The 16864-nt window shown below is 33.2% G+C and carries 12 protein-coding genes; 7 read left to right on the top strand and 5 right to left on the bottom strand.

Features of this window, described 5'->3' with window-relative positions:
* The first annotated feature begins 291 nt into the window (after positions 1-291).
* Positions 292-1668, top strand: a complete 1377-nt coding sequence (locus ACZIYX_RS13005) for a glycoside hydrolase family 71/99-like protein (RefSeq protein WP_462682679.1) — start codon at positions 292-294, stop codon at positions 1666-1668.
* Positions 1669-1724: 56 nt separating this feature from the next.
* Here ACZIYX_RS13005 and ACZIYX_RS13000 read toward each other — a convergent pair whose 3' ends face one another.
* The 3 genes from ACZIYX_RS13000 to ACZIYX_RS12990 form a co-directional block, all read right to left on the bottom strand.
* Complete coding sequence (locus ACZIYX_RS13000; RefSeq protein ID WP_462682678.1) at positions 1725-1916, bottom strand: cold-shock protein; 192 nt, start codon at positions 1914-1916, stop codon at positions 1725-1727.
* Between the two features lie 139 nt (positions 1917-2055).
* Positions 2056-3102, bottom strand: coding sequence for an RluA family pseudouridine synthase (locus tag ACZIYX_RS12995; protein ID WP_462682677.1), 1047 nt, complete (start codon positions 3100-3102; stop codon positions 2056-2058).
* Between the two features lie 2 nt (positions 3103-3104).
* Complete coding sequence (locus tag ACZIYX_RS12990; RefSeq protein WP_462682676.1) at positions 3105-3614, bottom strand: PASTA domain-containing protein; 510 nt, start codon at positions 3612-3614, stop codon at positions 3105-3107.
* Positions 3615-3785: 171 nt separating this feature from the next.
* On the opposite strand from ACZIYX_RS12990, the gene ACZIYX_RS12985 reads away from it, so the two are divergent.
* The gene (locus ACZIYX_RS12985) at positions 3786-4763 is read left to right on the top strand and encodes a D-alanine--D-alanine ligase (protein ID WP_462682675.1); all 978 of its coding nucleotides are present in this window, start codon (positions 3786-3788) and stop codon (positions 4761-4763) included.
* 200 nt (positions 4764-4963) lie between these two features.
* Positions 4964-5419 carry a pantetheine-phosphate adenylyltransferase gene (gene coaD, locus ACZIYX_RS12980; protein WP_462682674.1) on the top strand — a complete coding sequence of 152 codons (456 nt, stop codon included), beginning with the start codon at positions 4964-4966 and terminating at the stop codon, positions 5417-5419.
* A gap of 328 nt (positions 5420-5747) precedes the next feature.
* Here coaD and ACZIYX_RS12975 read toward each other — a convergent pair whose 3' ends face one another.
* Entirely contained in the window at positions 5748-6773 is a 1026-nt protein-coding gene (locus tag ACZIYX_RS12975) for a LacI family DNA-binding transcriptional regulator (protein ID WP_462682673.1), read from the bottom strand.
* A gap of 255 nt (positions 6774-7028) precedes the next feature.
* On the opposite strand from ACZIYX_RS12975, the gene ACZIYX_RS12970 reads away from it, so the two are divergent.
* Positions 7029-8081, top strand: coding sequence for a glycerophosphodiester phosphodiesterase family protein (locus ACZIYX_RS12970; protein ID WP_462682672.1), 1053 nt, complete (start codon positions 7029-7031; stop codon positions 8079-8081).
* A 31-nt stretch (positions 8082-8112) separates the two neighbouring features.
* Positions 8113-10992, top strand: a complete 2880-nt coding sequence (locus ACZIYX_RS12965; protein WP_462682671.1) for a T9SS type A sorting domain-containing protein — start codon at positions 8113-8115, stop codon at positions 10990-10992.
* Between the two features lie 237 nt (positions 10993-11229).
* Here the strand turns inward: ACZIYX_RS12965 and ACZIYX_RS12960 are convergent, their stop codons facing one another.
* Positions 11230-11814 (bottom strand): RNA polymerase sigma factor, encoded by a 585-nt coding sequence (locus tag ACZIYX_RS12960; RefSeq protein WP_462682670.1) that lies wholly within the window; start codon positions 11812-11814, stop codon positions 11230-11232.
* Between the two features lie 173 nt (positions 11815-11987).
* Here ACZIYX_RS12960 and ACZIYX_RS12955 point away from each other — a divergent pair, with 173 nt between their 5' ends.
* A complete protein-coding gene (locus tag ACZIYX_RS12955; protein ID WP_462682669.1) occupies positions 11988-13151 on the top strand; it encodes a FecR family protein in 1164 nt (387 codons plus the stop codon).
* 233 nt (positions 13152-13384) lie between these two features.
* Positions 13385-16858 (top strand): TonB-dependent receptor, encoded by a 3474-nt coding sequence (locus ACZIYX_RS12950; RefSeq protein WP_462682668.1) that lies wholly within the window; start codon positions 13385-13387, stop codon positions 16856-16858.
* Positions 16859-16864: the final 6 nt, after the last annotated feature.

The following is a 16864-nucleotide window of genomic DNA, read 5'->3' as shown; positions in this document are numbered from 1 at the left end:
CAGAATATAAAATTACAAAAAAAACAAAAAAAACTTTTTAAAAAAGAAATTTCTAACTACCTTTAGTTATAATAACGTTATTACAATAAAGATAGAAATTTCTATTTTTCGTTATAAAAGTTTATTAGAGAATGTCAAAAAAACAACTTCTGGTTATCATACTGAGCTTGTAGAAAATTAACATTTCAACTTTTAAAGATACTCTCACTTATTTGGTCGCACACAAATTTTCTTACCAAAAAGCTCTCTTTTAAAAATTTTAAATAGTCTTATAATTTAATCTTTGATACTATGTTACGACCCTATATTGTTTTTATTGTCCTTTCTTTTTCATCTCTTATTTTTCTTAGTTCTTGTGAGAAAGAAGATTTTGATTCTATCAAAAAACAAGAAACTAAAGAATTACTTCTTACAGAAACCCATCAAGATACCACGTACACAGATGCTGAGTTATTAAAAGTATTAAAAGAAGAAACGGAGTTTTTAAAACTAGAGCAAAAGGGAAACGTTGCAGATATCTCGGGGATGGATATTGTTAAAGAAAATCCAAAAAAAATCTATGTACATTACCTGCCTTGGTTTCAAAATAAAGATTTTGATGGATATTGGGGGCAACACTGGACGATGAGCAATCAAAACCCGGATATCCAAATGCCAAATGGAAATTTGCAAATTGCTTCATATTACTATCCCCTTATTGGTCCTTACTCGTCATCTGACCCTGATTTACACGAGTATCATTTTTTGATGATGAAATTATCTGGTATTGATGGGATTATTTTTGATTGGTATGGCAGCAGGGATTTGCATGATTACGGACTAATTAAAAAATCAACAGAAACTTTTATAGATACCCTCGAAGATTTAGGGCTCACTTTTTCGATCATGTATGAGGACCGGGTTACGTTGCAGGCTACCGAAGATTCTTTAAGTACCGATCTTATTAATGTTGCCCAAGAGGATTTAACATACATTAATTCTACCTATTTTTCCAGCCCGGAATACATGGAATATAACAATAAAAAGATGTTGTTTGTATTTGGCCCCAATTACTTAAAAACAGAATTAGAGTGGAATCAGGTATTTGATATTCTGCCTCCTGAAAATCGTCCGGATTTTTTAACGCTATGGGCTGCAAAAGACCGGGTTGGGGTTAATGCATCCGGAGAGTTTTTGTGGATAGACAAAGATCATCTACTTGCGCATCAGTACTATTATGAAACTTATCAGACTCTTAACAAAATAACAGTAGGATCGTCTTACCCGGGGTTTAAAAGTTTTTATACAGAAGGGGGATGGTCTACCGGTGCCAATGATTGGGTTATTGACACCAATGCCGGGCATACTTTTGTAGAAACCCTTAACTATACCCACCACGAGCTCTCTGATTTTATTCAAATTATAACCTGGAATGATTTTGGAGAAGGTACTATGATTGAACCTACTCAGGAATTTGGCTTTACTTTTTTACAAATCCTTCAAGAGTATACCGGAGTCCCTTTTAGTGTTTATGATTTGCAAATAGCGTTGGATTTGTATAACACAAGAAAAGATTACAAAAATAATATAGAAGCCCAAAAATTTTTGAATCGAACTTATAAGTATATAAAAAATCTGGATTTACAACGTGCAGATAAAATACTAAAAGCGGTTAGAAGGTTTTATTAACACAAAAAAAGCCCATCATTTGATGGGCTTGTGTTTTAAAAAAGTCAAAATGTATATTATAATACTTTCACGTTTACCGCGTTCATTCCTTTTTTACCTTCTTTAAGGTCAAACTCTACTTCGTCACCTTCACGCACTTCGTCGATTAAACCTGAAATGTGTACAAAATGATCTTTGTTTGATCCTTCTTCTGTGATGAATCCAAATCCTTTGGAGTCATTAAAAAATTTTACTGTTCCTTTGCTCATTATAAAATATTAAAATGCTAAAATACTATTATTTCGTCATTTATTTATATTTATTTCAAAATAAAGTTTTTAATAACCTTTATTTAATACTTCACAAACGCTTTAGTAACAATCAAATGAATACCTATTTACCAGATATCTACTCTTCCGGCAATTGGTTTTTGGCATAATTTCTCCATCGCTCAACGCACTGCTCTATATCTTCTGGTACTGGTGTTTCAAAATACATTTGTTTTTTGGTTACCGGGTGTTCAAAGCCAAGGGTTTTTGCATGTAACGCCTGTCTTGGCAATATTTTAAAACAATTTTCTACAAACTGCTTATACTTGGTAAAAGTTGTTCCTTTTAAAATTTTTTCGCCTCCATACCGCTCATCATTAAACAAAGTATGGCCAATATGTTTCATGTGCACCCGTATTTGGTGAGTTCTTCCTGTTTCTAATCTACAGGAAACCAATGTTACATATCCTAATCTTTCTATAACCTTATAATGCGTAACCGCAGGTTTTCCTTTATATGCATCATCCCCTTCAAAAACAGTGTTTTGCAATCTGTTTTTAGGATGCCGGCCTATATTTCCTTCAATAACGCCTTCTTCTTCCTCGATATTTCCCCACACAATAGCTACATATTCCCGTTGGCTGGTTTTATCAAAAAACTGTTTTGCCAAGTGTGTCATTGCTTCTTCTGTCTTAGCGATCACCAATAACCCGCTTGTATCTTTATCTATACGATGTACCAATCCGGGGCGGTTACTACTATTGTTGGGCAAATTATCAAAATGATAAATCAATGCATTAATCAAAGTACCAGAATAATTACCGTGCCCCGGATGAACTACCATACCTGCGGGCTTATTGACCACAAGTAGCACCTCATCTTCATATACGATATCCAGAGGAATATTTTCTGGGGTCAATAAATTCTCATAAGGAGGGTGGGCAAACAACACCCGTACCACATCCTTTGGTTTTACTTTATAATTTGATTTTACAGCAATGTCATTTACAAACACACTGCCATCTTTGGCTGCTTGCTGTATTTTATTTCTGGTCGCATTTTCAACAAAATTCATTAAAAATTTATCGACCCGTAACGGGATCTGTCCTGCACCGGCCACAAAACGATAATGCTCATAAAGATCATCATTAGTATCCAGGTCCTCTATATCTGTATTATCTTTCAAAATCAATTAGACAGGTTTATTGTTCCTTCTTGTCCGTCTCCCAAAACCAAATCAATAGTCGAAGTTTTCATTAATTTAGTTCCCGGTTGTAATCGTTTGCCTTTGTGCCTCAATTCCAACACCATATCTTTAGCAATATTGGGTTGATAGGTAATCGCACCTATCTTAAACCCCAACGCTATTAATTTTGGTTCTGCTTGCCTTTTTGTTTTTTGTACTACATCGGGAACTTCTATCTTGCGGTATCCGGATGGATTTAGTGTTACATAAATTTTACGGTTTTCTTTGACCTCGCTACCTGCTACCGGATTTTGTTCTATTACAGAATATCTGGGATAATTGGGGTCAAAATTTGCAGAATCCTGCACTTCGTATCGTAATTCTTTTTCTTTAAGCACTTTATCTACCTCATCTAATGTCTTTTTGCTTAAACTGGGCACTACAATTCGTTGATTATGGTTTGTTGTGCTATCCAACCATTCTAGTGTTACATAAGATAATATAGCAATCATTGCAACTGCTATAACCAACTGAATCAAGAATAATTTGCTATAAACAAACTTGAAAAGGTTTTTGAAAAAATTCATAAATACATTTATAATTTGGACAAATATATAAAAACGGAAAGTTTTAATCTTTTCTTATGAGATAAATGATATTTTTGTTTTTAAAAAAAATACTCCATGAAAAAAAACATAGCTATTTTGATGGGAGGATACTCCAGCGAATTTGATATCTCGATCCAAAGTGGAAATGTAATATACAAAAATCTGGACAGAGATATATACACCCCTTATAAAATACACATTACCAGTAATGGCTGGTATTATATAGATGATAAAAATCAAAAATATCCTGTTGATAAAAATGATTTTTCTGTTACTATAGATAAAATCAAAATTAATTTTGATGCTGCTTTTAACACCGTTCATGGCACACCCGGCGAAGATGGATTGTTACAAGCATATCTAGAACTTATAGAAATACCACAAACCTCTTGTGATTTTTATCAAGCAGCACTTACTTTTAACAAACGAGATTGCATAAGCACTTTAAAACCTTATGGAATACCTACCGCTACCAATTACTTTTTGAACAAAGGAGATACAATAGATACCAAAGCTATTATAGATAAAGTAGGTTTGCCTTGTTTTGTAAAAGCAAATAAAGCGGGTAGCAGCTATGGCGTATCCAAAGTTAAAACCGAAGAAGAGCTTTTTCCTGCAATTGAAGTTGCATATAAGGAAGATGATGAAATTATAATTGAATCTTTTTTGAGTGGCACAGAGGTTTCTGTTGGGGTTATTCAATATAACGGCAAGGATTTGGTTTTGCCTATTACAGAAATTGTTAGCCAAAATGAATTTTTTGATTATGAAGCTAAATATCTTGGTAAATCTGAAGAAATAACACCTGCCCGACTGTCTGATTACGACACCAAAAAAGTTAAGGATCTTGCACTAAGAGTATATCAAATTTTAAAAATGAAAGGGTTTTCGAGAAGCGAATATATATTTCATAATGGAGAACCTCATTTTGTAGAAATGAACACCAATCCCGGATTAAGTGAAGCCAGTATTTTGCCTCAACAAGCAAATAAAGCCGGAATTAGTTTAAAGCAACTATTTTCGAATGCTATTGAAGCTTGTATGCGTCCTTAATTTATTGACTATATCCTGAGAATACCGGAAAATAAGCCCGAAGTGTATAGAAACATCTTCGGAGTGTTGAGAAACATCCTTGGAGTGTTGAGAAATATTCCCGAAAAGCAGAAGAATATACCCCAAAACACAAGGAGAACATATTAGATTCATAAATTCATTTATATTTGTAATACACATACATAAATCTACAACTACCTATGAGAAGAGCTGTTTTTCCGGGATCATTTGACCCCATCACCCTGGGACATTACGACATTATAGAAAGAGGACTTACGTTATTTGATGAGGTTATTCTTGCTATTGGAGTAAATTCGGAAAAAAAATATATGTTTTCTCTGGAAGAAAGAAAGCAATTTATGGAGGAAGCTTTTAAAAATGAACCAAAAATAAAAGTGATGACCTATAAGGGCTTAACGATTGATTTTTGTAAAAAACAAAATGCCGATTTTATTCTAAGAGGGCTCCGAAATCCGGGGGATTTTGAATTTGAAAAAGCTATAGCACATACCAATAGAAAAATGTCACATATCGAAACGGTCTTCTTGTTAACATCTTCCGGAAAAAGTTATATTTCTTCTTCTATTGTTCGAGATGTGATTCGCAATGGCGGAGATGTATCTGACTTGGTTCCTGATACTGTTAAAATAAAATAGAATATTGCCAAAAAACAGATAATGCTCCTTGTTTGGTTGTAAAAAATTATAACAACCTTATCAATTTTAAACTTGTTGAATATAATAACCCACAATAAAATACCAACCCCTTATTATCCTTGATATCCATCCTGCATAAGATTTCCTACTACATAAAGCGGGTTTAATATCATTTTGGCTTTGAAATAATACAAAAAGAAACAAAATGATGATTTTTTCTATGGTTACGATTTTATTTTATGGCAGAATAAAAGAAAAAACCATCATTTTGCTTTATAGTAAATTCAAACTACGCCAGGTATCCAAAAAAAACAGTAAACTAACCCACCTAACAAGATTGTCTGATAATTAATTTTGCCGGAAGGATAATCTCCCTGATATTATATGCCTTTTGTTCCTTTTGCATTCTGATCTCTTCTAACAATATTTTTACAGCAACTTCCCCCATCATAGCAGAAGGTTGTTCTACCGTAGATAATGCAGGGCATATCATAGAGGACGTGGTCCAGTTACTAAAACCAAAAACCGCTATATCTTCGGGGATTTTTATAGAATGTTTCTGCAAAAAGTTTATTGCGCCAATAGCAATCAGGTCGGTGACAGTAAATATTGCATCTACATCGGGATGTTCTGCCAGTAATTTTTGAGTAAAACTGTAACCATCCTCATAGTCTGAATTAGTATTAGAAACATATATTAATGACGGATCATACAAAATACCATGATCAATCAGTGCTTTTTTATACCCTTCAAAACGATCCTTAGAGACTTTTGGATTAAGGTCCCCCCTAAAATGAGCTATTTTTTTATGCCCTTTAGATATTAAAAACGAAACAGCTTCATAAGCAGCTTGTTTATCGTTTACACTAACTTTTGAACAGTCTATAGAAGGCTCTATTTTATCAAATAATACCAGAGGGATTTTTTTGCTCAATATTTTTTTTAAATGTGTAAAGTCTTTGGTTTCATTGGACAGAGAAATTAAGATCCCGTCTACTTTTTTGTCCAGCAACAGGTTTACCATTTTTTTTTCAGCAGAAGATTTCTCGTTAGATTGGAGAGCAATAACCAAATAGCCATTTTTTTCGGCTTTTTCGATAATCCTGTTAAGAACTCTTGCAAAAAAGCAATGAACCACCGTTGGCAAAATAACCCCAATAGTATAAGTTCGGCTATTTTTTAAATTAATGGCCAATTGGTTTGGGGTATAGTGTAATTTACGCGCAATGTGCTGTACTTTTTCTTTTGTCTTTTTACTAACATCTAAATGCTCATTTTGACTTAGTGCTTTGGAAACTGTGGTTATCGAAAATCCTGCTTCTTTGGCTATATCTTTAAGGGTAGTAGTTTTCATATATAAGGTTTTAAGATTATTAATTCAAAAAAAATACGATGCCTGTACTGTTTTTCTTTAAAATAAAAACAGTACCCGTATAGAGTATTATGGTATGTGAAGAATTTTATTTTCTATGTGCCGCAAACGTTTGCGATAAGAAAACAGACAATGTATTAATAAACTAGTAACCGAGGTAAAGATATTCAATGTCTAATTTTGATTATCATAAAAAAAATACTTTACACATTTTTTAACTTAAAACCTTATTTAATAATGAAAACTAAATCAAAAATTTTATTTTTTTTAACGCTGCTACTGTTAAGTATCCCGACGGGATATGGCCAACAGGACATTAACAAAGTAATTGAAAAGTTTAAAAACTATAATGCAAATCGAACCAAGTTTATAGTTTCTTCTCACAGGGGGTTTTGGCATGAAGCAGCAGAAAACTCTAAATTAGCTTATGACAAAGCTATCGAGATAGGAACCGATATGGTAGAAATTGATGTAAGATTAACTTCAGACAAAATCCCTGTTGTTTTTCATGATGGATGTCTTAACAGGGTTACTAATAAAAAAGGGGTAATATCTTCTTATACCTGGGCAGAGTTACAAGGCACCAAACTTAAAAACTATCAGGGCTTTTTAACCAATCAGGAACTACTATCGCTAGAACAAGCTTTTGTTCATTTAAAAAATAAAGCCCTGATTAATTTGGATATTAAAGGAAAAGGAAAAGAATATGAATTTATTCTTAAGGAAGCCATCCGATTAGCCAAAAAACACCAGATATTAAGGCAACTTGTTGTTAAAGGACCGTTACAACTGGAAGAGTTAGAAAAAATATTAACAGATGCTGGAACCAGTTTACAGGATATTTTTTATACCCCTGTAGTGCATGAAAATGCAACAGAGAAATATTTTACAGACTACCTAAACAACACTAATATATATGGGATGGAACTTATATTTAAACAACAAAGTTCACCGATGCTTAAGCCAGGTGGTTTTGTAGAAAGAGCCAGAAATAATAATAAATGGGTAGGTACTTATTCATTTTGGCCAGAATCGACCAAAGGAGTAGAAGCAGAAGTTATTGTAAAACAAACAAATCCTAATAATCCACCAGAGCGAATTACAGTATCCTGTGATGATGTTCCTGTATACTGGAGTTATGATTACAAAAATAGTGGAAACCTTAATGATTTTTTTGATGATGCCCGCGGAAATTGGGAGTTCCTTTCTACAAATAATGCCAATTATGTAATTACAGATCGTCCCCAGGCATTAATTTCATATTTTAAATCTATTGGCAAAGCACAATAAAACCTCAATTTATTATAAATTTTTAGAAATCATGAAAATAGTATATATATATCTAGCCTTGTTATTAACCTTCTTAACAGGGTTGCCACTCACCGCACAACAAACACCAACATTGGTGCGAGAATATCTGTTTAACGATAATTTAAATGAAAACATTAAAAACAAAAACGCAATAGCCAAATCTACGATTGCATTTGTCGAAGACCGTTTTGGTAATCCTACCGGGGCTTTATCTTTTACAGGAAATGATAAAAAATATGTCGAAACCCCAAAATTTATCGATCACGATATCAAAAACGGATATGCAATCACTTTTTGGGTGTATATCGACAAACCAATCTCTCCTTGCAACCTTAACACTCCAGAACCTTCATGTATTCAGGAAATGTTTTTTGCAAAGCAGTCTGTTAGTCAATCTCATGAAATTCGCCATTTAGGTATGCGAAGAAACGGGGATCGACTGTCTGTTTTCAGAAAACCAAAAAGCAATACCCTTACTAGTTTTGAACTTTGGTTTTGGGATCCTGTAAAATTTACCTCTAAAGGATGGTATTTTGTGGCATTGTCATACGAAAAAAATGCCATGGAAGTATCTATAGGCAGCCCGGAAGGAAAATTATCCAGTCGTCGCAATTATTTTGCCCCAAACGAAGTTCCTGAATCTGCAATATGGGGAATAGGAGCTATAAGCGGAAATACGGTAGATCGCATTGATGATTTTAAAGTATACAGCGGTCCTTTATCTATCGAAGATGTACAAAAAAACCATGAAAACGAACAAGGATTTAGTACCAGAAAAAATTATGTCATCAAAGCATTACACTCTGGAAAAGTACTTACTGTAGACGGATTTGGAATAAACCCTATAGTACAAAAATCATATAACGAAGCCCTTATTGACAATCAATTTTGGTCCCTTATAGAAGATAAACCAACTTCTGCCAATAACAATACTTTTTACTTACAATCCTTGCCCGGCTTTTATTTAAGTAAATTAGGTACAGGTACTGAAACAACTACAGCTAATCCAAATGAACGTCGTTTATTTAAAATAGTATCTGACAGAAAAAACAACAAACAATATTATATTATTAAAGATGTAAAAACTAGCTTGGTTTTGACTGTAGATAAAAACAGTACAAACGATGGGGCAAAGATAACTCTTGAAGAATATAAAGACACAGACAATCAAAGATTTACCTTTGAAGAAAGAATAAAAATTGCTCCGGAAATACCTGTGTTTACCGATGGAAATTACTATTTTGGAGTTTATAATAAATTTCATACCGGAATCACTATTACCAGCTCGGATCTTAAAACAAATAACAACCCTAATTTTATCGATCCCAAGGAAAAAAATCAATGGAATTTAAAATATACTGGTAATGGCAACTACAGAATTAGTATAAACGGGCAATATTTAACCGCTACAAATCCTTCTAATCCTGACTTTCCTTTTGGGGAGATTAAATTAAACAATAATCCTGTAAATGCAGAATGGAAACTTAAGTATGGTAGTTCGACAAAAAATATAGGACTAACAAATAGCTATTACTTATATAATACCACTACTGGTTATATGATAGGGGCAGGAAGTGGTTTATCTTCTTTACAGATGAAAACCCCTAAATCTGATAGTTCTCAAATAGAAGCAAATACCTCTTTTTATTTTCTTCCTGTAGAAAACATAAATACAGCTCCATCAGATCCTGATGCCATTCATAGAGGAGTATATATTAAAAGTTTTTCTAGTAATACAGAGAATAAAAGAATGGTAGTATCTAAAAATCGTATGAATGCTTCTTATGAAAAAATAGATGTAACAGACAACCGATCAAAATGGTTACTAAACCGTGAATTAAAGAACAATGGGGTTTATGAATATACTATTGCCGGAATGGGATATCTGAACTCACAATTTTTTCTTAGCCATAAAAAAAACGATATTAGCAGTACCGGATTCAAAACCCAAAAAACATTTTATACCATTATAAAGATAGGTACTTTAATTAATCCTCAAAACGAAAAAGTAGACACCTATCTTATAAGGGATAATGCTACAAACCAATTTCTATCACTGCCACTAAAAGATAATAACATAAAGTTTACACCAAATAATGATTTAAAATCCTATGAGCATGGGTTCTATTTTGAAGAAGTACAAGAATCCTTACAATATTGCAGAACAGTAACGATTACAGAGTTTTCTCCAGGAAGCTGTATGTACAATGCAGAAACACACATGGATCCAACTTTAATTATTAATGCTCCTTCTAATGAATCCCATTTTTTATACAATGGAGAATGGGATAACTATACAACTAGTGATCCTAAAAGTTGGGCTCTTTTAGAAGCTTCAGTAAATTGTGACCTATCTAATAGCTTTACCATTAAAACCAATGACTTTTTAGACTCTACTGTACTTGGTGTCCAAACCTTTGAAAAAAATAGTAATGGTTGTAAAAGAGCAGTAAAAGATGTAGATCATTGTAATGTTCATATACCCAGGTTTGATTTCAATTTAAAAATGGGTTCTGTTAATATTCTAGAACTTGGAGAGACAAGATACAGGTACCAGGTCACCAATTGTAGTGAAACTATTCCACCAGCACAATCAATAACCAAAAAAGCTGTAGAAGAACCTAAAAATATAGCTGTTATCGATACAGAAAAAGTTATACTATCTCCAAACCCTACAGATAATATAGTAAATATAAGCTGGGGAGGTTTTAATGGTTTCCATTCGGTGTACATTAGTTCTCTGCAAGGCAAAGTAATGAAAAAAATTAAGTTGAGCATCAAAAACCAAGAAGGTATACAGGTAGATGTACAAGACATTCCTAAAGGCATGTACCTCGTAAAGATTTATGGCAGTGCTAAAACGGTAACCAAAAAACTTATTATTAAATAAGTACCATACAATTACAGATAGTTTATAAATTTTAAAAAGAGGGTGCCTGAAAAATCAAACACCCTCTTTTTTCTATCCTAAAAATGCTGTAATCAAAAATATTTCTTTTTCGACCATAGCAAAAATAATTTGATCCTATCTACAGTAATTTCGTTTAAGGATAATATAGCTCAATAAGACCTTTGTAAAAAAAAACGCTTAACAAGCAAAACGTTCTATTTCTTTTATACAAAAGTTCTAGGCTTTTTGTTTAAAAAAGATAAATAATATTTGTGATATTTTTTCTTTAAGCTCTTTTCGTATGATAGAAAAAGCTTTGGTAATATGTCCTTCTACAGATTTGATAGAAATACTTAAATATTCGGCAATTTCTATATTAGTAAGTCCTTCTTTCCTGCTTAATAAAAAAACCTGTTTACATTTAGCCGGCAATTTTTCTATCTCTTTATTAACCAATTCTATTTTGTTTGTCAAAAAGCTCTCTTCTGTATTTTCAATAACCTCCTGTAAGGCTTCGGCATACGTTTTTTCCAGAATTGAGACCGATTGGTTTTTATGATATTGATTTATAAACTCGTTATATGCCGTTTTATATAAAAAACTTTGTATAGGAAAGTTAGATTTGAGCTTTTCCCGAAACGTCCAGGTTTTTACAAAAACATTTTGCACAATATCCTGAGCCATATCCCGATCATTGGTAAGGCTCATTGCGTATACAAACAATTTTTCATGATATGTGTTTATCAAAAAAGCATAGGCTTTTTCATTGCCTTTAATAAGGTTGTCTATCAATACAGTATTATCCGAAAAAAAAGTTTTCATTAATAAGGTAAGGTGTTAAAGATGTATTAATAAAATCATTTAAAATACTTCAATACCAAAATGCTAATTTGAGCATAAAAATGATAAAAACAGAAAATATAATAAAAAAAAAAAAACAGAAAACCAAGGGTGTTTAAAAACAGCTTTGTAATAGTAATATAATAAAGGTATCTATGATTTCGTCTGCAATTGAAAATAGTATTATTAAATATATATCCAGATCAGCCACTATAGAAGAGTTGGATATGTTATCCGAATGGATAAAAGTACCATCTAACCGGCAGATTTTTAAAGAGTATGTAAAAACACACTATATAATAACATATAGTATAAATGATGCTAATCCGGATAAAATAGTAGAGCATTTAATTAAAGAAATAAAAAAACAAAAAAAGATTTCTCATTATCGCAAGCTAAAATCATATTATAAATATGCAGCCATACTCATCCTGCTTTTGGGAACAGGATATTTGTCCCATCAGATTTTAATCAAAACCAAACCTGATACAGTACTCGCTTCTAAAGAGAACAACATTACCCTGCAATTAAGCGATGGCACCATCAAAATTATCTCTGAAACAGGCAATACCAAAATCATAGATTCTACCGGAAATGTTGTAGGAGAACAAAAAGGCTCAAAATTAACATATACCAATCAAGTTTCATCTACAAAACTGCATTACAATACAGTAACAGTACCGTACGGAAAACGTTTCAGCATTGTATTATCTGATCAAACACAGGTATTCCTTAATTCTGGTAGCTCTATCAAATATCCCGTAACATTTGTTAAAGATAAAAACAGAAAGGTCTTTTTGGACGGGGAAGCTTTTTTTGAGGTAACCGAAGATAAAACACATCCTTTTATTGTAAGCGCCAATGAGCTTAATGTAAAAGTGTTGGGGACAAAATTTAATGTTATAAATTATCCCGAAGATGACCATACAGAAGTAATATTAGTTGACGGGTCTGTTAATTTAAACACCCAAGAACAGTATTTGGAAGGTAAAAAAGGAATGACTTTAAAACCCGGATACAAAGGAAACTTTGATAAGTCCGAAAAAACGATTTCTGATCATAAAGTAAACACCAAAATTTATACTTCCTGGATAACAGGAAATATCATATTCAGAAATGCTCCGTTTGAAAATATTATAAAAAAACTAGAACGCCATTATAACGTAACCATCATCAACAATAATAAAAAACTGGATCACGAAACCTTTAATGCAAATATAAAAGTAGATGAAGAAAGTATAGAAGATGTTTTATACTACTTCAATAAAGTATATCAAATAAATTATAACATAGTAAGTGATAAAATTGTAATTAACTAATAACTGAAACGCCTATGAGATAATAAAACAATCTACAACCCCAAAAAAAGCTCACAAGGTATACTGCCAAAAATCAATCTTTTTTTGAAATAAGCCTTGAGGGATAAAAACCCTGAGTGAGGAATTAACAAATGCTAAGTTTAAAAAATAAAAAATCGGAAAATGGTGACGCATTTTCCGATTATGCTAAGTGATTAAAAAACTAGATAACCACTAATTAAACATCTAAAAGTATGAAAAAAATAGTAAACCCCTGGTGCATTTCACTATGGAAGTTAAAAATTGATTTAAGAATGAAACTATCTCTGTTCTTTTTCTTTTTCATTATGCTTACTATGCATGCAAATTCTACATATTCTCAAAAAACAAAAGTTTCTCTTGACATGGATAACGCAACCATTTCAGAAATCATTGATGAAATAGAGGCAAATACCGAATTTAAGTTTCTTTTTAATACAAAAGCAGTAGACTTAAATCGTAGAATTTCCTTAAAAATAAAAAAAGAGCATATTGATGAAGTATTAAAAAAGATTTTTTTGAACACCAAAACTTCTTTTGAAATAAAAGACCGCAAAATTTTATTAAAAGTTGCACAGCCCAACGAAAAAAGAACCTTGAAGCAATCTGCAAATACAGATCCGGTTCAACAACTGGTAAGTGGTAAAATAACAGACAAAGAAGGAAGACCTTTACTGGGAGCTTCTATAGTAATCGAAGGTTCGTCTATAGGAACCACAACCGATTTTGACGGATATTACACTCTTAATATTACAGATGACACAGCCGTATTGGTGGTGTCTTATCTTGGGTTTGTTACCAAAAGAGTTCCTGTTAACGGACAAGACCTCATTGATGTTGAATTAACAGAGGACACATCTGTCTTAGAAGATGTAATTGTAGTAGGATATGGTTCTCAATCTAAAGCCAGAGTAACAGGATCTATAACTTCTCTTAAAGCCGAAGAGATCCAGAATGTTCCTGTTGGAGGATTTGATGAAACTATTGCTGGTCAGGCTTCCGGAGTTCAGATTACCGAAGGATCCGGAGCGCCTGGTAAAAACACTCAAATAAATATAAGAGGTGTAGGGTCTTTAACCGCCGGGACTAACCCTTTAATAGTAGTAGATGGTTTTCCTTTGACAGAAGGAAGCTCTCTAAGTTCTATAAACCCAAATGATATTGAATCTATAGATATCCTAAAAGATGCTGCTTCGGCAGCTATATATGGATCCAGAGGTGCTAGTGGGGTTATCATGGTATCTACAAAAAAAGGGAAACCAAACGACGGTGTTAAAATAAACCTGGATGTCTATACCGGATTTCAAAAACCAAGTTTAGAAGTCGATGTATTAGGTGCTTATGACTATGCCCAGCTTATTAAAGAAGCAAGAGACAGAGCCTATGTTAATTTAAACCCTACAGTAAACCTTGCTACGGACAACAACAGTATCAGAACCTCCAGATATCCATCTAACAGAAGAATCTTAATCCCGGAATATCTAACCCCTTACTTAAACAAAGAATCTGGATTGACAGATACAAATTGGTTGGATGAAATTTTTAGAACAGCCCCTATAAGCAGTTATAACTTATCTGTAAGTGGCGGTAGTGAAAAAACCAGCTATTTTGTTTCTGGAAGTTATTTTGATCAACAAGGAATCATCTTGGGGTCAGACTACGAAAGAATGTCTGCAAGATTTAATATTGAATCTAAATTAAATGACAGAGTCAAATTTGGAGTTAACCTTTCCCCTACTTATGCTACTACAAATAAAATTATTGAAGACTGGGCAGACGGGCCTCTTCAGCAAGCTATAATTTCTTATCCTTTTTTTGCCCCATATAATGCTGATGGAAGTTATAATATAAGTGGCCAGATTAGAGCAAACACCCTCTCTGATGCATCTTTGGCAGAAAACCCTGTTGCTATTGCCAAAGAAATTACCAATAGAGATAATGAGTTTCGACTTTATGGAAACACTTTTTTAGAACTGGAATTACTTTCTGACCTAAAATTTAAAACACTTTTGGGAGGGGATTATACCAGTTTTAACAATACCTATTTCAGACCTTCTTTTATAGGAGCATACAGAGATGAAGCCCCTTCGGTAACCAGAGGCAGCGAAGCTTCATTAGTAAACAAAAACTGGTTGGTTGAAACGACTTTAAGCTATGATAAATCATTTAACGATCACAATCTAAAACTATTGGCAGGATATTCTTTTCAAAAAGAAAAAACATCGTTAACAACCACAACAGGAAGTGATTTCCCTAATGACCTTATTACCAATATAGAAGGAGCTAATTCAACTTCGGCAACCAAAAAAATTGACGAATGGGCATTATTATCTTATTTTGGAAGGCTGCAATATAATTATCTGGACAAATATTTGATTTCTGCATCCTTAAGAAGAGATGGTTCTTCAAGATTTGGTAAAGAATCAAAATACGGCGTCTTTCCTGCAGCATCTGTTGGTTGGGTAATAAGCAGAGAAGAGTTTTTTCCTGAAGAAGATTTTGCCATTAGCAACTTAAAATTACGATTTAGTTGGGGAGAAACAGGAAATAATCAAATAGGAAATTATGGCGCAATCCCACTGTTTAAAGAAACAAACTCTATTTTAGGAAACGAATTAGTTGGTGGTTTATCCACCTCTACTTCTCCAAATCCCAACCTGTCCTGGGAGACTACTATAACCACAAACTATGGTTTAAATATGGGGTTCTTTGATGATGTATTAAATCTTGCCGCAGATTATTACATTGCCGATACCAAAGACCTGCTATTAGAAGTCCCGGTTCCGTCCCAATCAGGGTTTTCTACTTCGATTCAAAACATAGGAAAAGTTAGAAACAAAGGGATAGAGATCGAATTAAACACCTCTGACATTAATTTAGGACCTGTAAAGTGGAAAATTGGAGTGAATTATACAAAATCTGACAACGAGGTTATTGAAATTGCTCCGGGAAGAACAGAGATTATATCCGGAGGGGATGGTGGAAGCCACATTACTCAAGTAGGATCTCCTATTGGCTCTTTTTATGGTTATAATGTTTTGGGCATCTACAAAGATCAGGCAGCTATAGACTCTAACCCAAGTTTTGATGGATCGAGAGTCGGAGACTTTATCATCGAAGACTCTAACAGAGATGGTGTTGTAGATACAAATGATAAACATATCATTGGAGATAATATCCCTGATTTTACCTATGGAATAAGTACCCGATTTGCATATAATAACTTTGATCTAAGTTTTTTATTTAATGGGGTACAAGGGGTTAGCGTATATGATCGCAGCCTGTTCCTTACTTTATTAAGCAACGAATCTTTTTCGAATGCATCACAAGAAGCGTTTGACAACAGGTTTCACCCAACCAATAACCCTAATGGCTCGTTTCCTCAACCAGATGCTAATCTATCCAACAACAGAAAAGCAGCAAGAACTTCAACCTTTTTTCTTGAAGATGCTTCTTACTTTAGAATCAGAAACATAACACTTGGTTATTCCTTCTCTGAAAGATTATTAAAAAATATAGGATTTTCTAAGTTTAGGATATATGCAACAGCAAAAAACCCTGTGATATGGACAAAATTCAGAGGATTTAACCCAGAACAAACAAGCGGTAATCCATTAACACCAGGATATACTTTAGGTAATTATCCTTCAGAAAAATCAATGGTTTTTGGAGTTAATATGTCATTCTAAAAAAAT

This window comes from Aquimarina sp. (assembly GCF_977115655.1).
The sequence above is the reverse complement of the archived record's forward strand: the minus strand, read 5'-3'. Positions and strand labels throughout refer to the sequence as shown.